This window comes from Bacillus sp. 5w2 (assembly GCF_054353775.1).
In genome coordinates, this window is the sequence record NZ_JBTIWT010000017.1 from 41,368 (window position 1) to 62,840 (window position 21,473).

At 34.0% G+C, this 21,473-nt stretch carries 19 protein-coding genes; 12 read left to right on the forward strand and 7 right to left on the reverse strand.

The window, feature by feature from the left end; genetic code table 11:
* Positions 1-25: 25 nt before the first annotated feature.
* The 6 genes from ACXY7N_RS23080 to ACXY7N_RS23105 all read right to left on the reverse strand — a co-directional run bounded on the left by ACXY7N_RS23080 (position 26) and on the right by ACXY7N_RS23105 (position 8,589).
* Positions 26-1,999, reverse strand: a complete 1,974-nt coding sequence (locus ACXY7N_RS23080) for an FtsX-like permease family protein (protein WP_016085788.1) — start codon at positions 1,997-1,999, stop codon at positions 26-28.
* Entirely contained in the window at positions 1,996-2,748 is a 753-nt protein-coding gene (locus tag ACXY7N_RS23085) for an ABC transporter ATP-binding protein (protein ID WP_000393250.1), read from the reverse strand. Before ACXY7N_RS23085 ends, ACXY7N_RS23080 begins: the two co-directional genes overlap by 4 nt.
* Positions 2,749-2,768: 20 nt before the next feature.
* Positions 2,769-4,724 (reverse strand): ABC transporter permease, encoded by a 1,956-nt coding sequence (locus ACXY7N_RS23090; protein WP_088084461.1) that lies wholly within the window; start codon positions 4,722-4,724, stop codon positions 2,769-2,771.
* Positions 4,725-4,803: 79 nt separating this feature from the next.
* Positions 4,804-6,774, reverse strand: a complete 1,971-nt coding sequence (locus ACXY7N_RS23095; protein WP_016135544.1) for an FtsX-like permease family protein — start codon at positions 6,772-6,774, stop codon at positions 4,804-4,806.
* A 94-nt stretch (positions 6,775-6,868) separates the two neighbouring features.
* A complete protein-coding gene (locus ACXY7N_RS23100; protein WP_000765354.1) occupies positions 6,869-7,891 on the reverse strand; it encodes a sensor histidine kinase in 1,023 nt (340 codons plus the stop codon).
* Positions 7,892-7,893: 2 nt separating this feature from the next.
* Positions 7,894-8,589 carry a response regulator transcription factor gene (locus tag ACXY7N_RS23105; protein ID WP_000276731.1) on the reverse strand — a complete coding sequence of 232 codons (696 nt, stop codon included), beginning with the start codon at positions 8,587-8,589 and terminating at the stop codon, positions 7,894-7,896.
* A gap of 210 nt (positions 8,590-8,799) precedes the next feature.
* Between ACXY7N_RS23105 and ACXY7N_RS23110 the strand changes: the two genes are divergently transcribed.
* From ACXY7N_RS23110 to ACXY7N_RS23125, 4 genes are all read left to right on the forward strand, one after another.
* Positions 8,800-9,072, forward strand: coding sequence for an autorepressor SdpR family transcription factor (locus ACXY7N_RS23110; RefSeq protein WP_001070536.1), 273 nt, complete (start codon positions 8,800-8,802; stop codon positions 9,070-9,072).
* Positions 9,069-9,704: an SdpI family protein gene (locus ACXY7N_RS23115; RefSeq protein ID WP_016135543.1), complete on the forward strand. Its 636-nt coding sequence runs from the start codon at positions 9,069-9,071 to the stop codon at positions 9,702-9,704. Before ACXY7N_RS23110 ends, ACXY7N_RS23115 begins: the two co-directional genes overlap by 4 nt.
* A 160-nt stretch (positions 9,705-9,864) precedes the next feature.
* The gene (locus ACXY7N_RS23120; protein ID WP_016135542.1) at positions 9,865-10,581 is read left to right on the forward strand and encodes an ABC transporter ATP-binding protein; all 717 of its coding nucleotides are present in this window, start codon (positions 9,865-9,867) and stop codon (positions 10,579-10,581) included.
* Entirely contained in the window at positions 10,571-12,145 is a 1,575-nt protein-coding gene (locus tag ACXY7N_RS23125) for a hypothetical protein (RefSeq protein WP_016135541.1), read from the forward strand. The genes ACXY7N_RS23120 and ACXY7N_RS23125 overlap by 11 nt, the downstream gene beginning before the upstream one ends.
* 216 nt (positions 12,146-12,361) lie before the next feature.
* Here the strand turns inward: ACXY7N_RS23125 and ACXY7N_RS23130 are convergent, their stop codons facing one another.
* A complete protein-coding gene (locus ACXY7N_RS23130) occupies positions 12,362-13,234 on the reverse strand; it encodes an AraC family transcriptional regulator (RefSeq protein WP_098506173.1) in 873 nt (290 codons plus the stop codon).
* 306 nt (positions 13,235-13,540) lie between these two features.
* Here ACXY7N_RS23130 and ACXY7N_RS23135 point away from each other — a divergent pair, with 306 nt between their 5' ends.
* From ACXY7N_RS23135 to mreC, 8 genes are all read left to right on the forward strand, one after another.
* A complete protein-coding gene (locus ACXY7N_RS23135) occupies positions 13,541-14,311 on the forward strand; it encodes an ABC transporter ATP-binding protein (RefSeq protein WP_016085793.1) in 771 nt (256 codons plus the stop codon).
* On the forward strand, positions 14,298-16,247 hold the full coding sequence (locus tag ACXY7N_RS23140; protein ID WP_098506175.1) for an ABC transporter permease: 1,950 nt from the start codon (positions 14,298-14,300) through the stop codon (positions 16,245-16,247). The genes ACXY7N_RS23135 and ACXY7N_RS23140 overlap by 14 nt, the downstream gene beginning before the upstream one ends.
* 143 nt (positions 16,248-16,390) lie before the next feature.
* On the forward strand, positions 16,391-16,969 hold the full coding sequence (locus ACXY7N_RS23145) for a class I SAM-dependent methyltransferase (protein WP_016085795.1): 579 nt from the start codon (positions 16,391-16,393) through the stop codon (positions 16,967-16,969).
* Positions 16,969-17,574 carry a DedA family protein gene (locus ACXY7N_RS23150; protein ID WP_016085796.1) on the forward strand — a complete coding sequence of 202 codons (606 nt, stop codon included), beginning with the start codon at positions 16,969-16,971 and terminating at the stop codon, positions 17,572-17,574. The genes ACXY7N_RS23145 and ACXY7N_RS23150 overlap by 1 nt, the downstream gene beginning before the upstream one ends.
* Positions 17,575-17,611: 37 nt before the next feature.
* Complete coding sequence (locus ACXY7N_RS23155; RefSeq protein WP_016135538.1) at positions 17,612-18,313, forward strand: response regulator transcription factor; 702 nt, start codon at positions 17,612-17,614, stop codon at positions 18,311-18,313.
* Complete coding sequence (locus ACXY7N_RS23160) at positions 18,297-19,805, forward strand: sensor histidine kinase (protein ID WP_016085798.1); 1,509 nt, start codon at positions 18,297-18,299, stop codon at positions 19,803-19,805. Before ACXY7N_RS23155 ends, ACXY7N_RS23160 begins: the two co-directional genes overlap by 17 nt.
* A 143-nt stretch (positions 19,806-19,948) precedes the next feature.
* Positions 19,949-20,314 carry a YxeA family protein gene (locus ACXY7N_RS23165; RefSeq protein WP_098506184.1) on the forward strand — a complete coding sequence of 122 codons (366 nt, stop codon included), beginning with the start codon at positions 19,949-19,951 and terminating at the stop codon, positions 20,312-20,314.
* A 201-nt stretch (positions 20,315-20,515) separates the two neighbouring features.
* A complete protein-coding gene (gene mreC / locus ACXY7N_RS23170; protein ID WP_098560629.1) occupies positions 20,516-21,280 on the forward strand; it encodes a rod shape-determining protein MreC in 765 nt (254 codons plus the stop codon).
* The last annotated feature ends 193 nt before the right edge of the window (positions 21,281-21,473 follow it).

Below are 21,473 nucleotides of genomic sequence, written 5' to 3' on the forward strand. Positions count from 1 at the left end.
TGCAATATGCACAAGGCCATTTTCTTCATATCTTGATATGCTGTGATAATTTATTAATGTACAGAGAACGGATTAAGAAGAAGAAAATAATCTCGATAATCCCGAACAACGTAAGTATAATGATTAATTCTTTTAATAAAGGAAAAGCAAACATGCTTTGTAGAAACTTAATCGCAAATATTGTATGAATACCAGCAACGATATAAGGAATGAAAAATAAAATTCCTAATTGAATCGTTGCTGAACGAAACATTTCCGATTCTGTTAAGCCGAGTTTTGTAATTGTAATGTACTTTTGTTTTTCGGTCGTTAAGTCATTATACATACGGAAGTATAAAACACTAGCTGCCCCGATAAAGAAAATAAAGCCAAGAAATGCCCAAATAAAGAAAGTAGCAATTGAATTGCCTTTACTGTAGTGTAGATCATCCGCGGCTGTAGAAAGGGAAAATGGGACTTGAGCATCTTCTTCTTTATGTTTTTCATAAAAATCACGCACATCTTCACTTATAGTATGCGAAATATTTTTTGTCGGAGTAATTGAATTTTCCCAGTTCTCCACAAAATAATTATATAGCGTTATTGTTTCAATATGAGGAATCAAATTATCAATTACAGTATCTTGAATAACAATTAAATGGGGTAATAAGAAAGACGGCTCTATCCCTTTATTAATAAATCCTTTAATAGAGAACTCCTTTTTATTTGATCCGAGTGTAATTGTATTTTGTTTTGCAAATGGATTTGATACAAGATTTAAGAGTTCTGGCGAGTAACGAGAAATAATATAAACTTGTGTAGAATCAAGAGTTATTGCTGGTCTCTTTAATTGTTTGGCGAGTATGTTATAGTCACTCATTTTCATAAGAACAACGTCTTCTTTTAAAGCTGTATCTTTTAATACTGTAGATTTGTATTTATTGTATTGAAAATTAGCATTTGTAAGCTCCTTTTCAATTGTAGCAATGTGTTTTTGCTCTAATGCATCTTCACCTTTGGTTACGTATGTGAAGGGGAAAGGATATCGTTCTAATATCGAAGCTTTTGTATTGTTATTAGCGGCAAATAATCCGATGATAATTGTAAATGCAAGTGCTGATAACATAGAGACGATAAAGAGAACATTAATATTACTACGAGTACGGCTAGTTAAATCTGAAATCCATAACATATTTATTTGCTTCATATAAAACTTTCTTCGTCTTTTTAAAATGAAGATAAAGAGAAGAAATGTTTGCGAAAAGAATAGATATGTCCCGACTACTACGAGAGGCAAAATAGATAATATAATAAAGACTACAGAGCCATTCTGTACATTTTTTTCTGTTACGTAGCCTTGTGGATAACCGGCGATATAATAACATAATGTTAAGCAAATTAAAGCAAATATCGAAATAAGTATAGATGGTTTCTTTTCTTTGTCTCCTTTTTTTGTCCCCTTAATGAGTTGTGTTGTTTTACGAGTACGAATGAACATCGGTGTAAACGTAGAAACGATGAAAAATAAAATGATAAACGTTACTGTTGTAACGATGATTGCTTCTGTTGGCCAATATAAATAGAGACCTTTTGCATTTGTTAATTTAGAAGTAACGAGTAAGAAAAAGTTAGAAAAAACAAGACCGCCTTGAATACCAGCAAAGATAGCTAGTATTCCAATAATCATATTCTCAGTAAACAAAAGGCGTTTTAATTGTTTGTGTGAAATACCGAGAACAGTTAAAACGCCAAATTGTTGTTTCCGGACATTTAAAAATGTCCCGATAGAATATAAGAGAAAGAAGAACGAGAACAAAACGATAACAAACTGTGCCATACCAGCTAAGTTCATGAGCGGATCTTGTTCCTGCAATTTATTCATAATTTGTAAGCGCGGATGATACGCGTATACAGTAAATGAAAAGAAAACCATGATAGAAAACGCACTACTTACAAAATAAGCGAAATATGCTTTCGAATTGCGCGAGACATTTTTAAATGCGAATTGCCAAAATGTCATCCACGTCTTCCTCCTAATAATGCTAAAACATCTAATATTTCTTGATAAAACTTCTCGCGATATAATCCGCGGTGTAGTTCGTTGTAAAGCTCGCCATCTTTAATGAAAATGACGCGGTTACAATAACTTGCTGCAAACGGATCGTGCGTAACCATTAAAATCGTTGCATCTTCTTCTTTGTTTAATTTCGTAAATAGCTCCATTACATCAATTGCTGCTTTTGAATCTAAGTTTCCTGTCGGTTCATCGGCAAGTAGAAGGGAAGGATGATGAATAACAGCACGTGCTACTGCGGTACGCTGTGCTTGTCCTCCTGACACTTCAAAGATACGCTTGTCTAAAATATGATCAATTCCAAGCTTTTTTGAAATGTTATCAAGCTTTTCATCCATTTCTTTTAATGGAACATTATCTAATGTTAAAGGTAGTACGATATTTTCACCGATTGTTAGTGTATCTAGTAGGTTAAAGTTTTGGAAAACAAACCCTAACTCTTGGCGGCGGAAAATAGCTAACTTTTCCCTACGAAATGTGTGCGGTTTTTTTCCGTTAATCACGACATCACCAGAAGTAGGGGAATCAATTGTAGAGATAACGTTTAAAAATGTAGATTTACCGCTACCAGATGGCCCCATGATAGCAACAAATTCACCTTTATCCACGTGTAAATTTATATTTTTTAAAGCAGTATGAGGGACTTTTCCTTCATACACTTTTGAAACGTTTTTTATGTGTAAAACTTCTTCCATAGTAATCACCTTTCTGCTTTTTAAAACTTAATGTGTTGTGATAATTTTTGCATATAGAAGGAACGAATTAAAAGGAAAAATAAAATTTCAACTGTTCCAAAAATCATAAGTACGACTGTAATTTCAGCGAAGAACGAGAGATGTAATATGTCTTGTAGCATCTTTGTCGCAAACATCGTATGGATCGATGCCATAATGTAAGGGACAAAAAAAAGAATCGCAAGCTGAATTGTCGCTGAACGTTTCATCTCAGCTGCAGTTAAACCAATTTTCGTAATCGTTACATATTTTTCTTGCTCATTTGTTAAATCTGTATACATCCGGAAGTAAAGAACACTACCAGCACCGATAAAGAAAATAACACCTAAGAAAGTACCAATTAAGAAGAAGGAAGCGACATTTAGTTTCGTTTTGTATAGAGAATCGCTTGCTTCACTTGCATGAAAAGGTGGGTGCTCTGCTTGAATTGCGGCATTGTCATTATCAATTTTTGTTATAAATGCCGAACCGATGTTATGTGCTTTTTCCCAATCGTAAACTTTAAAGCTATATACATTCATTTGTTTTGAAACGGTGGATAATGCTTCTACATTTTCATCAGATAGTATGAGCAATTGGTATATTAAGCGATTTGGGAATGGGTTATAACCTTTATATTCTTTCACTTGTAGTTGTAAATTGTTTTGAGTAAGTGTAAGAGTATTTTTCTTTTCTTGATTATGAAGTGTTCCAATAACCTGATCATCTAAGTCTTTCATAAGAATATAAGATTCATTCTTATTCACCGTGAGCGTTTCCCAATTTAAAGCCTTAGCAAGTACATTATAGTCACTTTGTTTAATGGCATAATAGAGCTGCGTGTTATCTTCAGCTGAAGATACTTCATATATATCCGTTTTAAATTTTGTATAAGTAAAGTGCTCTTCATTAAATTTTTGCTCTAACCAGTTTAAATGTTCATCAGCTAACGTATTTTCAGTATGAGATAAATACGTAAACGGGAAAGGGTTTTTCCTAATTTCATCAAACTTTGTAAACTTCCCGAATCCATATAAGAATGTAATCATTGTAAAAGCGAGCGTCGATAGCATCGCTACTATAAAGAGCATATTAATATTCGTACGAATGCGCGATGCTAGATCAGAGATCCAGAGCATATTAATTCGTTTCATGTAAAACTTTCTTCGAGTTTTTAAAATACGAATAAGTAAAAAACTAATTTGTGAAAAGAAAAAGTATGTTCCAGCTGCAATAAGCGACGGAATGACAAATATACTAGAGATGGCATATAAAAGCCCAATGATGTCACCTAGTGACATAAAATACAGCGGATTTGCGGCTAACGCATATCCAGATATTAAACACGTCGCACCAAATAGAGAGATGAGCACGGATGCTTTTCTTTCTTTTTGTTTTGTTCCTTCTTTTAGAAGTCGTACAGCTTTTCTCGTACGAATGAGCATCGGTGTAAAAGATGATACGAGAATGAAGAGCCCAAGAAAGATGATAATCGTTAAAACGATAGCACTTGTAGGCCAATATAAGTATAAACCAGGTACATGCGTAATTTTGGCCGTAACTAATAAAAAGAACTGTGAAAAGACAAGTCCAAGTTGAATACCAAAAAATATGGATAGGACACCAATTAGCATGTTTTCTAGAAATACGAGCCTCTTTAATTGCTTTTGAGATATGCCAAGTACTGTTAAAATCCCAAATTGTCTTTTTCGTACTTTTAAGAAAGTACCAATCGAATATAGTAAAAAGAAAAATGAAAAGAACACAATGACAACTTCTGAAATTGTCATTAATATGCTTAGAGCATAATTCACGTCTGTCGTGTGCAATTTAGGATGAAATAAATAAACTGCAAATGAGAAAAAAATTGCGATGGAGAACGCACTGCTTACAAAATAGGCGAAATAAGCTCTGGCGTTCCGTGTGACGTTTTTAAATGCAAACTGCCAAAATGTCATTCACCTAGACCTCCTGTAGAGTGAAGAGGAAAAGGATATAAGAGATACCCTTTTCCCCTACTAAATACATTCATAAAATTTAACCATTCGTATACTCTGATAACTTTTGCATGTAAAAGGAACGAATGAATAAGAAAAAGACGATTTCAACTACGCCAAAAATAATAAGAACAGCTGAAATTTCTTTGAATAGTGATAAATCAATTACATCTTGAAGCATTTTTGTTGCAAACATTGTATGAATGGATGCCATAACATATGGAACGAAAAATAAAATGCTAAGTTGGATGGATGCAGATCGTTTCATCTCTGCATCTGTTACACCAATTTTTGAAATGGCTACATATTTTTCCTGCTCGCTCGTTAAATCAGAATACATTCTGAAGTAAAGAACGCTGCCAGCTCCAATAAAGAAAATGACTCCTAGAAATGTCCCGATTAGGAAGTACGCGGCACTTCCTGATGTGATTCTATATAATGAGCCTGCTGATTCATAGGATTGTATAAGGGGTCCTTCGTATTGGAATTCCTGTCGATCTCTTTGTATTTTTTGTATAAAATCATCAGCAATTTTATACGTCTTTTCCCAGTTTTCAACTTTATAATTGTACGCTGCTACATGCTTTGTTGTATTTGGTAAGTTGTTTACAACAGTGTCAGGTAAAATTAAAGTTTGATATGAAAAGTTAGATGGAATGGCCCCTGCTTGTTCATAGCCCTTTACTTGTAATTGCGTATTTGTGCTAGAAAGTGTAATAGACTTTCTATTGTAACTTGGCTCAAACTCGCTGAATAAGGTTACATAAGCGCTACCTGTTAAGACATATGCTTCATTATCGTTCATGAATAGTTGTTTCATTCGTAAGGAAGCTGCAAGTTTGTTATAGTCACTTTGTTTCATTGCATATATGTCATTATAAGCGGTTATACCCTCATCTTCTTTCAGTGGTGTTTCATATAAATCAGCCTTTATTTTTTTATAAGAGAAATTCTCTTTTTTTAATTGTTGTTCAAGCCAATTTAAATGATCGTCCACAAAAGGATTTGCGTCATAAGAAAAATAAGAGAATGGAAAAGGTGAACTTCGCGTAACCTCTAGCTTTGTAAACTTTCCGACTCCATATAGGAACGTAATCATTGTGAAAGCAATTGTAGATAGCATCGCTACAATAAACAGCATATTAATATTTGTTCGGATGCGGCTTGCTAAATCCGAAATCCAAAGCATATTAATCTGTTTCATATAAAACTTTCTTCTTTTCTTTAAAATATAAATAAGTAAGAAACTAATTTGCGAAAAGAAGAAATATGTCCCAATTGTAACAAGCGTTGGGATCACAAAAATACTTGAAACCATATATATAACGCCTACTTGTGGATTTATTGAGAAGAAATATTTAGGGTTTGCCGCTAAAATATAACCCCCTAATAAACAGATAGCACCAAATAGAGAGACGAATATGGATGGTTTTCTTTCTTTTTGTTTTCCACTATTAGCTTTTAAAAGATGTACCGTTTTTTTCGTCCGAATTAGCATTGGTGTAAATGAAGATACAGCGATAAAGAGACTAAGAAATACAATTGTTGTTAAAATGAAAGCATTCGTCGGCAAATATAAATATAGTCCTGGTAGATGTGTAATTTTCGCTGTTACTAATAAGAAAAATTGCGAAAAGACAAATCCAAACTGCATGCCGAAAAAGATAGATAAAATACCAATTAACATATTTTCAGTGAAAATGAGTCGATGTAATTGCTTTTTTGATATACCTAAAACGGTTAAAACACCAAATTGCATTTTACGAACTTTTAAAAAAGATCCGATTGAATAAAGTAGAAAGAAGAACGAGAACAAGACAATGATAACTTCTGAAAATATCATTAATCCTGAAATTTCAGAGACCATGCCAAAGTTTTGTAATTTCGGATGAAATAAGTAAACAGCAAACGAAAAGAAAACAGCAATGGAAAAGGAACTACTTACGAAATAAGCAAAATAAGCTCTGGAATTACGTGTTACATTTTTAAAGGCAAACTGCCAAAATGTCATAATACGTACCTCCCGCTAGAAGGCAAATATGTAGTTTTATTGCAAAAAATGTATGAGAGTAAGTTCTCATACATTTTGCTAGCATATGTCACGATCATGCTTCGGTCACCTTCTCCGTATGTTCTGCTTGATTACTTGCAGCGTTGTGGAAGATGATCTTAATCGTCGTTCCTTTACCAACTTCAGAATCTAGTTTGACAGAGTGACCTAAATAATCACAAATTTTACTTACAATATAAAGTCCCATACCAGTAGATTCTCCAAATGTACGACCGTTTTTCCCAGTGTAAAACGGTTCAAATACTCTTCGAATATCTTCTTGCGGAATACCAACACCTTCATCACGAACTTCTAAAATAATATCTTTTCCGTTTCGGTAAGCAGATAAGAACACTTTCTTTCCGCGCTCACCAGAGTAACGAACAGCATTCGTCATTAACTGATAGATGATAAATTTTAGCCATTTCGCATCAGAAGCAACTTTTAAATCAGAATGAACTTCTAAAACAGGGAAGACTCCGTTACGAATGAATAGTTCTTTTAGGCCGTTAATATTTTTTGTTACCGTATCTTTTAATGAAATTGTTTCGACATGGAAATCTTCATGGAAGTTATTTAATCTTGCCATATATAAAGCCATATCAAGCCCTTGGTTCAGACGATCTAATTCCTGTTTAAACTTTGGAATTAAATGTTCGTCTTCCATTTCTAGCACCATAAGCTGCATAACGGACACAGGTGTCTTCATTTGATGCACCCAGTGGTTAATGAATAATTGATGTTCTTGTTGTTTTACTTCATACGATTGTAGTTCTTTTTGGAATAGACGATACTGCGTACGCACGAGTTCATTTACACCATGAGGCATCGGAGCGGTTGCTCTTTCAATAAACGCATCTTCCATTTTTTCTGGTTGCTCACTTAACCTATGGTACATTCTACGATTGCGGACGTAACGGTAAGCGAGGAAACAAATAAATAAGTATAGGCTTAAAACGACGAAGTAAAATTTATTATTTTGAAATCCATCTACTGCATCATAAAGAACGAAGATGATACCGAAGTTTAATACGTACAGTAGAAAAAATGCAAAATGATCACGTAAAAATAGCTTCATGCTTATTCACTCCAAGTTGCGTTAAAACGATACCCAAGTCCACGTACTGTTTCAATAGCATTTTCAATACCAAGCTCATTGAACTTTTTACGAAGACGCGTAATGTTTACGTTTAATGTGTTTTCTTCAACGAAGCTCTCGTCATCCCAAAGGGCAGCTAATAAATCTTCACGGCTCGCTGTACGAGGGAATTTAGATAATAACATTTCTGCTAAAATAGCTTCTTTCTTCGTTAAAAGAACTTGCTCAGCACCGAAATGAATTTCTGGGCGTTCTGGGAATAGTTTTAAACCTTCTACTTCAACGATACGTTCAGAAATATTTGGCGCATAATCACCGTAAATACGGCGTAATTGACCTTTAATTTTCGCCATTACAACGTCGTAGTGGAACGGTTTTGTAATATAATCATCCGCACCGCTTTCAATCGCCATAATTTGCTCCATCTCACCAGCACGAGCTGAAATGAAAATAATTGGACAAGTAGATTCATGGCGAATTTGACGGCACCAGTAGAATCCATCGAATTTTGGTAAGTTTACATCAAGTAAAACAAGGTGTGGTTTTACTGCGTTAAACGATTCCATAATATCATCAAAGTTTTCAGTAACAACAGCGTCGTAACCGTACTTTTGAATGTGAGATTGCAGTAATGATGAAATATTTGGATCATCTTCAACGATTAAGATTTTGTACATAGGTATACTCCTCCTCAAAAAAACACTTGTAGCTATAGTGTACCATGTGTTTCATGTCTTTTCATTATGTTGAAATATAAGCTAGTAAACAGTATAAGTCAAAAGTGTGAAAAGTAAAAAAGGGCGCTGGATATAATTGACAAATAACGGTAATCAGTTTAATATTTAGATAAATATCTAAATGTCTAATTAGTGAGAGGAAGAAAGACATTGAATCAAGCATTCAAAGCATTAGCAGATCCAACAAGGCGAAAAATTTTAGACTTATTAAAAGAAGGCGATCTAACCGCCGGGGAAATTGCAGAACAGTTCAATATGACGAAGCCAAGTATTTCACACCACTTAAATGCACTTAAAAATGCTGAACTTATTCAAGATGAAAAGAAAGGCCAATTTGTTGTGTACTCTTTGAATACAACTGTATTTCAAGATTTGTTGACCTGGGTGTTTACGTTTACAAATAAGGGGGAAGAGGGGAAATGAAAAAACATCTTTTTGCAATTATATTAATTTTTATAACTTGTATCGCATGGGCGTTTGCTTGGCCTCATTTACCGGATACAATTGCGACACATTGGAGCGGTGGTAAGGTAGATGGCTATTCGTCTAAATTATATGGAATGATTTCTATGGTTGGAATTATGATTGCGTTATATATATTTCTAAATGTAATACCAAAGATTGATCCAAGGAAAGCAAATTATGAGAAATTTTCTAAAGCTTTTATGATGATGAATAACGGGATACTATTGCTACTATTTGTAGGAAATATAGATATTATTATAAGTGGACTCGGATATAACTTATTCATTAATCGGGTGCCTGAATTATTAGTTGGTATTTTATTTTTAGTAATGGGGAATTATTTACCGCAGTGTAAGCCAAATTTTTTTGTTGGGATGCGTAATCCGTGGACGTTAAGTAATGAAGAAGTATGGCGGAAAACACATCGATTTAGCGGAAAAGTGTTTGTGACTTTAGGGATTATTATGATTATAAGTGTTTTCGCCCCGGCTGATTGGAGATCTTATATGATGCTTGGGATTATAGTAGTTGCTGTCCTTATAACGAATTTATATTCTTACGTTTTATATAAAAAAGAAATGCAATTGTGAGCAATAAGTGATTGAACGGTACTAGTTAAATTTTATATGTATAGTTTCTATGTGTTAAGAAGTTCTAATACTCAGTGGGGATAATGAAAAAGCTCGCTGAGTAAATTTTTTGTTTGTAGGTCTGAAAATTCAGTTAAAAATATAGTTTGGGGGAAATTATATGTTAGAAATTATAAATTTTAGCAAGACATACAAAGGTGGCAAAAAAGCAGTAGAGCATTTAAATCTTACTGTTCAAGCAGGAGATATCTTTGGATTTATCGGGCATAACGGTGCGGGGAAAAGTACAACGATTAAGTCGTTAGTAGGAGTTATAGATTTTGAAGAAGGTGAAATTTTTGTTGATGGGCATTCAGTAAAAAAGGATCCAATTGCATGTAAGAGAGTAATGGCGTATATTCCTGATAATCCAGATTTATATGAACAATTAACAGGAATTCAATATTTGAACTTTGTTGCGGATGTGTTTAAAGTACCTGCGAAGGATCGGGAAGAACAGATACAGAAGTATGGAGATGCTTTTGAGATTACACCTTACTTGGGAGACTTAATTTCTTCTTATTCACACGGTATGAAACAAAAAGTAGCGATTATATCAGCGGTTTTGCATAAACCCAAATTATTAGTTTTAGATGAACCTTTCGTTGGTCTTGATCCAAAGGCAGCCGTAGTATTGAAAAGTATTATGAAGGAGCTGTGTGAAAAGGGAAGTGCGATTTTCTTTTCTACGCACGTTTTAGATGTGGCTGAGAAGTTATGTAATAAAATAGCGATGATTAATAGAGGGAAATTAGCACTTTCAGGGGAAGTGAATTCTTTAATAAAGGAAGGCTCGTTGGAAGAGCTCTTTATGAGGGAGCTTGCTAATGAATACTAATAGTCTAGGTCTTTTGAAAATCCGGTTGATAACGCAGCTCGGTTTAAATACTTTTAAATACGAAAAAGATAAGAAAAAGAAGCAGAATAAGATTTTGCTGACAGCATCTATTGCGCTAGTTGGTGTCATGTTAATGCTATATTGCGGAACCTCGGCATATGGATTGGTGGAACTAGGAATGAGCGAAATTATTCCAGTTTATGCACTAGTTATTAGCAGTGTATTAACGTTATTTTTCACTGTATTTAAGGCGAATGGAGAAATTTTTGCTTTTAAGGACTACGACTTTTTAATGTCATTACCGATTCGGGTAAGTACTGTTATTGCAAGTAGATTTTTGTATTTATACTTGCTGAATACACTCTTCTCAATCATAATCATGCTACCAATGGGAGTTGTCTATTTCATACATGAGAATCCATCAGTTTCTTTTTACTTCATGTGGTTCATCAGTATGTTTATAGCATCTTTAATTCCAACAACAATTGCAGCGATCTTTGGAGCTGCGATTACGGCAATCGCTTCTAAATTTAAAAATACGAATAAAATAACTACGATTTTAAGTTTTATAGTAATTATTACACTCGGTTTCCTCGTGTTAAAAAATGGAAATGCTCAATATAGCCTTAATGACATGAACGGAATTGGTGCAATTGTTTCGGAGCAATTAACGAAAGTGTATCCATTAGCTAACATGTTTCAAAAAGCAATTGTTAATGTTGATCTTGTAGCTTTCATCCTATTCGTTGGGATATCAGTTATTTGGTATTATATTTTTGTGAAAATACTTTCGCTAAAATATAAGCAAATAAACACAGGGATTTCCACTTATCATATGCTTTCAAATTATGAGATTAATAGTATGAGAAAAGAAAGTGTATTGGTGGCATTGTATAAAAAAGAGGTGAAGCGTTTCTTTTCTTCTACAGTGTATGTCATAAATAGTGGAATGGGAGTCGTGATGGCGCTAGCCTTCGCGCTAGCTATAGTTGTAGTAGGACCAAGTCAATTAATAGCGTATCCTGGAATTGAGGCGATTTTGCAAAAGATTGCTCCATTTGCTATTGCAGCAGCGATTTCGATGACGTGTACAACATGTGTGTCATTGTCTTTAGAAGGAAAAAATGTATGGATTATTAAGTCATTGCCTATAGCGCCAAAGATGATTTATGACAGTAAAATTCTTATGAATCTTTCATTGAGTATACCTGCATCACTTATTAGTGCCGTATTACTGATAATAGGGTTAAAATTAGATGTTTGGAGTTCTTTTTTTATCATAATAACACCGATAACATATTCATTATTTTCGGCAGTATGGGGGATTTTTATTAATAACCGATTTGGTTATTATGATTGGGTATCAGAAACCCAAGTAGTAAAACAAAGTATAGGATCATTTGTTGGTATGTTTGGTGGCTTAATTGTGGCTGTTATACCTGCATTGTTAATCGGTACCGCTACTATCTTGAACTACAGAATATTTACTTTTGGAGTTGTTATAGTGCTTACGGTTATTACTATTTTCTTGTATAAGAACGAGTCGAGAAGAAGTATAAAGTGAAACTTTAATCAGTGGGTGGTGTTCATCCCCCACTGATTATTAGTCCTCACCAATCGGGCGTTTACGGGCAGACCGACTCCCACCTAACTTTTTTGCTCCACCTGAATTTTGAGGTGGGAGTTTTACTGCCCACAAATAGTGGGATAAAATAAGAAGCTGCTTTTCCTGTAAAGAGGAAGAGCAGCTTCTTATTTTGAAACAGTTTAGCCCCTTATATTACTTTTTTAAAACAGGTACCCATATCTCGCTTCTGAAATTCGGCGAGGATACCTCTTTACTTTCATTCCACAATATCTCTGGTCCTTCTGCTAGTTCATAGTTCGAAGAAGGAAACCATTCAGAATAAATACGCCCCCATACATTTTGTAATGCATCAGGAAATGGACCGACAGCTTCAAATATAGCCCACGTTGAAGCTGCGACTTCAAGTTGTGCGAATTGCTCTGGGCAATCTTTCGTTGTGGCTACTCCAATGTAGTGATCAAGTTCGCCTTTTTCTTCCATTCTTCCTTCAGAAAAGTTGGTAGAGGCACTAATGATTCCATTTGGTTCCACATTTGAAAGCATCTTTAATGTTTGAATGGACTGTGGAGTTAGACTTTTCCACATAGAAGCGATTTCTTCATTTACACCGTTAAATACAATCGGTACTCGTTTTGTAATACCTATAATTCGAAATGGTTCTTTTTCTTCAATTCGATAGTTCATTTCAGTTCCTCCTTGAATGGATAATTGGAAGGTCATTGGTGAATAGGCTTTTAAAGAATGACTACTATTTCGGGCCTCTGAAGGTGTTATACCGTGCAAATTTTGAAAGGCACGAGAGAATGAATCTGGTGAGTTGTAGCCATATTTTATAGCGACATCAATGACTTTTGCATCGCTATTTTTTAGTTCAAAAGCAGCAAGAGTAAGACGTCTACAACGAATATATTCTGATAGTGATATGCCAGCTAGGAAAGAAAACATTCTTTTGAAATGATATTCCGAGCAGTAAGCTAGCCTCGCAACTTCTTTAAAATTCATTTCATTTGTTAGGTTGTTTTCAATATAGCGCATTGCAGCATTCATGTTTTTAAGTGAATCCATATTATGACCTCCTCTGTACATAGAATAGCAGGAACGAAATAGCTCCATCCGACATTTCGTGCACAACTTTGTAGGTGCATTTTTTACCTTACAAAATTGTAATGTTCCTGTAAGGAGAATGAATGGATGGCATGATATCCCAATGTTATAGTAACAAAGTACTTTGATTCATTACGTTAACTTTTTGATGTCTTTACTTATGTGCCTTACATAACTGTCATGTTTGTGTAAGAAACATCGATAGTGGCAAGAGTAGAGAGTGTATATAGTTGAAAATAGAGAATAGAAGAAATGAGGGATGTCGAGATGAAAACAGTGTTAGAAGCAAAAAATATTGAAAAAGTGTATGACACGGGTGGTAATAAATTTGCAGCGTTAAAAGGTATTAACTTACAAGTAAAAGAAGGTGAGTTCGTTGGAATTATGGGGCCTTCTGGTTCTGGTAAGACGACTTTACTAAACGTTCTTTCTACAATTGATAATGCGACGAACGGTGAAATTTTAATTGATGGAAAAGATATCGTGAAAATGAATGATGATAAGTTAGCGTTATTCCGCCGCGATCATTTAGGTTTCATTTTCCAAGATTATAACTTATTAGATACGTTAACGGTAAAAGAGAACATTGCGTTACCTCTTGCGTTATCGAAAGTAAAGGCAAATGAAATTGATCGTCGTGTTCTTGAAATTGCGAAAAAGTTCGGCATTGATCATATTTTAAGTCAGTTCCCGTATCAAGTATCTGGCGGACAGAAACAGCGCTGCGCGGCATCACGTGCAATCGTTACGAATCCAAGTATGATTTTCGGGGACGAGCCAACTGGAGCGCTTGATTCTAAATCAGCAACAGATTTACTTGAAAGTATGAAGTCGTTAAATGAATATGATAACTCTACAATTTTAATGGTAACGCACGATGCGTTTGCGGCAAGTTATTGTAAACGAGTTATTTTCATTAAAGATGGTGAGTTATATAAAGAATTGCACCGCGGTGAATCAACGCGTAAACAGTTCTTCCAACAAGTCGTTGACGTAATGTCTTCTATTTCTGGAGGTATGGCTGATGACCTTATCTAGCATTGCCCTCCGCAACATACAGCGGAACTTTAAAGACTACTTTGTATATTTTGCATCTATGATTTTTAGTATCGTTATTTATTTTACATTTAAAGCATTGCAGTACAATTCGCAAATGGAAAAAGCAGCGGAAGCCTCTAAAAAGATTAGTGGAGCGTTCCAAGTTTCCAGTGTGATGCTTATTATTTTCGTAGCAGTGTTCATTATATATTCAAACGGTTTCTTTACAAGGAAACGTAAAAAAGAAGTTGGATTATATTCCTTATTAGGTATTCGTAAAAGACAGATTGGTAAAATGCTGTTTTATGAAAATATGTTAATGGGATTAATGTCATTAGTAATCGGGATTGCGATTGGTAGTGTCCTTTCAAAATTATTCCTTGAGTTACTAGTAAGTATGATGGGATTAAACTTAAATGTTCATTTTGAAGTACCGATGGCTGCCATTATCGATACAGCACTTATTTTCTTTGTGATTATATTGTATACATCACTTCAAGGATATCGTTTAATTTATCGCTTCAAGTTAATTGAACTTTTCCGCGCAGAACGTGAAGGAGAAGCAATGCCAAAAGGATCTGTCATTATGGCATTAATCTCAGTTTTCTTAATCGGTTCAGGTTATTTCTTAGCGTTAATGTTTATGAAGGCAGTTAAATATGCAGACTTTATGGCAGTTGCACTTTATATTTTACTTGCGACAGTATTAGGTACGTACTTACTATTTATGTTCTTTACAGTATTCGTATTAAAACGTGCAAGAAATAATAAATCATCGTTTTATAACGGTATGAATATGGTAACGACGTCACAGTTACTATATCGTATTAAAGGAAATGCAAAGTCACTTGCGACAATTTCTATTTTAAGTGCAGTGACATTAACAGCGGTTGGTACGTCAGTTACGATGTATTACAACACATTTACGCAATCAAAAGCATTTACACCATACAGCTATTCTTATGAGAAAAAAGATGCAGAACTAGATAAGAAAGTAAATACGATTCTTGCGGAAGAGAAGCAGAATCACCCTGTTAAAGATCAATTTGAAATTGAGACAGTTCCTGTAAAAGGGAAGTTTGAAGGAGACAAAGTTGATTTCATTCTTAATATGAATTACACGATTTCAGAGAAATATCAGTTTATGTCTCAGTCTGAATTTAATAAACTTGCTAAAAAAATCGACGCAGAAACAGTGAATGTAGCTGCTGGTGAAGCATTTATATATGATAGTTCATATATTGAAGGGCATGAGTTTAGTCCACAATATAAAGGAAACAAAGCAGCATTCCAAATTGGAAATGAAACGAAGCAATTAAAAATCCAAGGTGCAAATGACGTTGCGATTACAAATTTAGGTGAATTAGTTGTTGTCGTTTCAGATGAAATGTATGAGCAAGCGAAGCAAGCATTTGGAACACGCGTTGTAAAAAATATTGATGTAAAAGATGAAAAAGATAGTAAAGTGTTAACAGAAAAATTAACAAAAGTGATGCCAGCTGGTGAATCAGAAATGGTACCACCATTTAGAGATTTCTACACTGGTTTCCATATGGGGCTTGAAGGAACGGGACTAATGATGTTTATCGGAATGTTCTTAGGACTTGTATTCTTACTAGCAACGGGTTCTATCATTTACTTTAAGCAATTAACAGAAGCAAATGCTGATCGTGAGCGCTATATTGTACTTCACAAAGTAGGGGTCACAAAACAAGAAATGAAAAAAGCTATCGCAAAACAAGTAAGCTTTATCTTTGCGATTCCGTTAGTAATCGGAATCCTGCACAGCTTGTTTGCATTAAAAGGTTTAGGGAACATACTACCATTTGAAATTATGATTCCGCTTCTAATTAGTATTGGAGTATACGGTGTCATTTATATCGGATATTACTTTATAACAGTTCGTTCTTATTATAAGATTGTGAGTGCGAAATAATAAAGGAGCAGCTATCGCTATAAGCGGTAGCTGTTTTTTGATTTCTTCATAAAATCTTAAGAAATCTCCTCAATTTTTATTAAGAAACGATAGTTATACTTAGAAACAAGTTAAAACTATTGAACGAATGGGGAGAGGGTTACATGCAGCTCATAACATTCTTACACGAATTTATTAAACATCCGAAACATACTGGTGCAATTGCGCCAAGTTCAAAAATATTAGCAAAGAAAATGGTAGATGTAATTGATTTTAATAGAGCGAAATGCATTGTAGAGCTAGGGCCTGGTACAGGGGCTTTCACGAAAGAAATTATGAAGAGAAAGAAGAAGGAGACAATATTTCTTCTTATTGAAATTAATGAAGTGTTTTTCAAAGAGTTAAAGAGAAAGTTTAAAAATGAACAGAATGTTATTGTTGTACACGGTTCAGCTGAAAATATAAAGAAGTATATGGAAGCGTTCAATATAGAATGCATTGATTACGTCTTATCAGGATTGCCTTTTACTTCTTTGCCAGAAGAAGTTTCAAAACGCATTTTAAACAATGCAATGGAAGCAATACATGAGAATGGGGAATTCATAACATTTCAATATTCGCTTGTGAAAAAAGGATTTATACAGCATTTCTTTCCCGAAATTACGCTAGAGAAAGTGTGGCTCAATTTCCCACCAGCGTACGTCTTTAGCTGTAAAAAAGAACTGAGGAGAGCATATGCATAATGGAATTACATGAATTATTATCTTATATTGAACAATACGGTTATTGGGCGTTATTTTTCTGTTTATGGTTAGGTATTATTGGTATGCCAATTCCAGACGAAATGATTGTAATGAGTGGTGGTTTTGTATCTTCACTCGGTATATTAAGTGTTATTCCTGCATTTTTGTTAACATATTTAGGCGTTGTCTCAGGGCTTTCTTTAGGGTATATATTAGGGAAAATATTTGGTACGAAAGTACTTGATAAGCTAATGAAAAAGAAAAAGGCGAAATATCTTTTAAAATCTCAACAAATAGTAGAGAAGTATGGTCATTATGCGTTAGTCATAAGTTACTTCATACCGGTTGTAAGACATATCGTACCGTATTTAGTTGGAATGAATAACATGTCATTTAAAACGTATGCGATTTATTCATATGTAATAGGATTTGTTTGGACGTTAGTTTACTTTGTACTAGGCTCTATATTTGGAAAGCATATAGAAATGATAGCAACCCTTGTGACCGAGTATGGTATATATTTTGGTGGCATCGTTATCATAGTTTCTATTATTTCTTATGTGTATATGCATAAGAAGAATACAGTGGTGAGTGAAATAAAGTAACATTCATAGTTTGGTAAATGATGCTGGAGGAGATTTTGTGAATAAAGGAACGATACTTATCGTGGACGATGAGAAGGAAATTAGAAAACTTATCACCATCTATTTGAAGAATGAAGGGTATGAAGTATTACAAGCTGGAGATGGTGAAGAGGGTTTAGAAATAGTAAGGAAAAGAGAAGTGCATCTAATTGTACTTGATATTATGATGCCGAAAATAGATGGTATTCATATGTGTATGAAAGTGAGAGAAATAGCGGAAATGCCCATTATTATGCTTTCGGCAAAAACGCAAGATATGGACAAGGTTTTAGGGTTAACAACTGGAGCAGACGATTACGTAGCAAAACCATTTAATCCACTTGAACTCATTGCTCGTATTAAATCACAACTTCGGAGATATATGAAAATGAGCGGGGCAAGTGTAAAAGATGAAAATGTGTTTGAAGTTGGAGATATAAAGATAAATATAGCAACGCGGCAGGTCATTATTGCAAATGAAGAGGTGAAATTGACACCGAGAGAGTTTGAGGTATTAGAATTGCTTGTACGAAATCAAGGAATGGTATTAAATGCAGAGCAAATTTATGAAAGGGTATGGAAAGAGCAAGCTTTCCAATCCGATAATACTGTGATGGTACATATTCGGAAAATACGTGAAAAGATAGAGGAAATTCCAAGGAAGCCTCGTTACATTAAAACAGTATGGGGAGTTGGCTACAAGATTGAAAAAGATATTTAAACCGATAATATGGATGAATCAAGTTTTAAAAAAAATGATAGGTAAAACAGTGAGTTATTTGCAAAAGAGCATACGGGTACAGCTAATTACTACATTTACTTTCTGTACATTACTTGGTGTATTAGTAGGAGGGGTTTCATCTTCCTTTTTCGAGGATGCGAATAAAATTTCTATCATTGATTATGCATCAGGTATGGAAGCCATTGATGGACAGACACAAAGGCTTGTTGAAAGTATGACAGAAGAAGGTCAGGAAATTAATATACAAGAACTGCTGGATCAATTAAATCATCAAAATCAATTGAAGGTTTTAATAATAGATGAGAATGGGAAAGTGGTTTATAAAACAAAGGGAGCATCAGAAGAACAGATTAATCTTCATGAGACGATGCGTAATGTAATGGATTTTAAAATGGATCAAGTACGATATGTAGAGGCACAAAATTTAAATCAAGATAGAGCTGAACAAAGGCGTAAGGAGTTTACAACTTTTTATCCGGTTACTGTTAATATGAAAAATATGTATGTCATTGCAAGTGGTATACCACAAGGAAATGTAAAGTATGTAGTGAACGGTAGTAGTCCATTCCCATCTTTACTAGGTTTTATTACCTTTCTACTTTCTTTCTTTTATATAACGAAAAGAAAGATGAATCAGATTGAAGCAATGGCAGAAGGAGTAAGAGAGTTTTCGAAAGGGAACTTACAATATAAAATCAAACAGGCAGGTCAAGATGAAATAGGGGTATTAACTTCAAATATTAATCAAATGGCAGAAAAGCTTTTGGCTAATATAGAAAAAGAAAAACAAATAGAGAAACAAAAAAGTGAATTGATTACAAATGTATCACATGATTTAAGAACACCACTTACTTCTATTATGGGGTATTTACGCTTACTAGGCGATGCGAAATATGAAAATAAAGAACAGCATGATGAGTATATAAAAATTGCTTTTTCAAAATCAGAGCAGTTGAAGATGTTAATAGAGGATTTGTTTGATTATACAAAACTAACGGATGAAAATATGGTGTTAGATTCGCAAGAAGTGTGTATGAATGAATTACTTGATCAGTTAATAGAAGAGCTAGTACCACAAGCAGAGGAACATAATCTTTCGTTTGTGAAAGAATTTGAGGAAGATCGTATGTATGCCGTTGTGGACTCGGAAAAAATGGTGCGTGTGTTTGAAAACCTCTTAATAAATGCAATCAAATACAGTATAGATAAAGCAGAAATTCAAGTTTCGCTTCAAAGAGAAGAACAGCATATCAAAATTTCTATAGCGAATCATAGTGAAGAATTTACAAAAACAGAATTGGAGAATGTGTTTGAGCGTTTTTATAAAAAAGATCAATCTAGAAGTAGAGCTGTAGAAGGTTCAGGCTTGGGGCTTGCAATTGCAAAAAGCATTGTTGAATTGCACAAAGGAGAAATTCGAGCGGAATATGGAAATGGGGTTATTCAATTTATTATCTTATTGCCAATTTAATTAGAAGGGCATTAGAAATATCGGTTACCTTCTAATTAGGGAAGAATGAGTGATAGTATTGCTATTGATTTAGAGAGAGGCTTATTTCATCATTCAGGTGGACGTTGACTAATAAAACAGAGAAGTGGAGAATCGAAGGTTATATGAAAAAATTAAGTGCGTTTATCGTATTGATTATAGTTGGAGCTACATTACTTGTAGTGAAAGGTGGACCGATTGTAGATCAACTCAATCCGTTTATTAAAGAAGATATTTATTATGCTGTTGTCGACAGTGATGGGGAATATGAAGCCAAAAGTAATGGTTTTGGTAGATGGAACTATAAACTTAAAGGATATGATGAATCTGGTAAAGAACAAAAAATTATGATGACTTCTTCAAAACATTTACGAATAGGAGCATATGTAAAGATTAAGTCTAAAGGGACTTGTGGTATAAAATGGGAAGAAATACAAGGTGACGAAATGCCCGCTAAAGCAAAAGAAAAAATAACAATAAAGCATGTCTAGTTATAGAAATGATAAGTTGTATTTAATAGATAAAGTAACGATCAAGCTTACAAATGTAATGGCAGTATATGATAATTTCTAAAATTTTTATAAAGAAGATAAAGATTATCTGAACTTTATCGAAACTGCATTTCTTCTGTATACAACTACTAGTATTCTATATTGTGTAGATAAAAAATGGTAAGGAGTAACAGGGTGATTATGCAGGTTTCTAAGAGGAAAATATTATTATTTCTTTCAATTATTCTTTTTGTTTTATTGATGATGTATGTATGTACGAATAATAGGCATGTACAAAATATTATTCACAATATAGAAGACATTTATAAAGTATATAAAGAGAATCAATTATTGAAAGAAAAAATCGAGAACCAAGAATCGTTAAAGAGTAAAGTGCAAATATTAAGTGAGGAGAAAGAAAACCTTACTAAGCTTATCAACAAGACGAGAGAATTAAAGGAACAAGGGAAATATAATTTAATTCAAGCTACAGTAGTAAGGCGTGTAGCAAAAGATTGGTATGGGAAAATCGCTCTTGATAGAGGGGTACAACATGGTGTAAAGGTTGATATGGCTGTTATGACGGTGAGTGGTCTTATTGGAAAGATAGAGAGTGTAGATCAATATACATCTGTTGTGAAATTAATTACGAAAGATGAACGAACAAATCGTTTAGCAATCACTTTCCAAAGTAACTCATCCATTTTAGGATTTGTTACAGGGTATGATAAGGAAAAACAAGCTCTTCGAATTGATAATATTCCATCAGATGAAGCGAAAGAAATAAAAATAGGTGATAGCATTATTACCTCTAAATTAAGTCAGAAAATACCACCCGGTCTTGAGGTAGCAGAGGTGATAGAGCAAGAACCAGATCAATATGGTCTTGCACATATTATTTATGCAAAACCAAAGGCGAATTTATATGATTTAGAAGATGTTATTTTGGTAGAACCTAAAGATTAGTAAAGTATAGATGAATATCATTTCTTTTTTTAGGTAGAGTAAGATTAAGAGGGAAAAAAGTCTTTATTTCTTACTCAAAAATAGAATATAGAAATCAAAAGTCCCAATCTATTAGCTTTGGGGCTTTTTCATATTCTTAAAGAAATGTTAAGAATATCCGCTGCTATTTATTAAGAAATGCTATCTATACTTA

Coding starts and splice junctions, on each gene's coding strand:
- ACXY7N_RS23080 (WP_016085788.1), bottom strand. CDS start 1,999: ATGACATTTTGGCAATTCGCATTTAAAAATGTCTCGCGCAATTCGAAA.
- ACXY7N_RS23085 (WP_000393250.1), bottom strand. CDS start 2,748: ATGGAAGAAGTTTTACACATAAAAAACGTTTCAAAAGTGTATGAAGGA.
- ACXY7N_RS23090 (WP_088084461.1), bottom strand. CDS start 4,724: ATGACATTTTGGCAGTTTGCATTTAAAAACGTCACACGGAACGCCAGA.
- ACXY7N_RS23095 (WP_016135544.1), bottom strand. CDS start 6,774: ATGACATTTTGGCAGTTTGCCTTTAAAAATGTAACACGTAATTCCAGA.
- ACXY7N_RS23100 (WP_000765354.1), bottom strand. CDS start 7,891: ATGAAGCTATTTTTACGTGATCATTTTGCATTTTTTCTACTGTACGTA.
- ACXY7N_RS23105 (WP_000276731.1), bottom strand. CDS start 8,589: ATGTACAAAATCTTAATCGTTGAAGATGATCCAAATATTTCATCATTA.
- ACXY7N_RS23115 (WP_016135543.1), top strand. CDS start 9,069: ATGAAAAAACATCTTTTTGCAATTATATTAATTTTTATAACTTGTATC.
- ACXY7N_RS23120 (WP_016135542.1), top strand. CDS start 9,865: ATGTTAGAAATTATAAATTTTAGCAAGACATACAAAGGTGGCAAAAAA.
- ACXY7N_RS23125 (WP_016135541.1), top strand. CDS start 10,571: ATGAATACTAATAGTCTAGGTCTTTTGAAAATCCGGTTGATAACGCAG.
- ACXY7N_RS23130 (WP_098506173.1), bottom strand. CDS start 13,234: ATGGATTCACTTAAAAACATGAATGCTGCAATGCGCTATATTGAAAAC.
- ACXY7N_RS23135 (WP_016085793.1), top strand. CDS start 13,541: ATGAAAACAGTGTTAGAAGCAAAAAATATTGAAAAAGTGTATGACACG.
- ACXY7N_RS23140 (WP_098506175.1), top strand. CDS start 14,298: ATGACCTTATCTAGCATTGCCCTCCGCAACATACAGCGGAACTTTAAA.
- ACXY7N_RS23145 (WP_016085795.1), top strand. CDS start 16,391: ATGCAGCTCATAACATTCTTACACGAATTTATTAAACATCCGAAACAT.
- ACXY7N_RS23150 (WP_016085796.1), top strand. CDS start 16,969: ATGGAATTACATGAATTATTATCTTATATTGAACAATACGGTTATTGG.
- ACXY7N_RS23165 (WP_098506184.1), top strand. CDS start 19,949: ATGAAAAAATTAAGTGCGTTTATCGTATTGATTATAGTTGGAGCTACA.
- mreC (WP_098560629.1), top strand. CDS start 20,516: ATGCAGGTTTCTAAGAGGAAAATATTATTATTTCTTTCAATTATTCTT.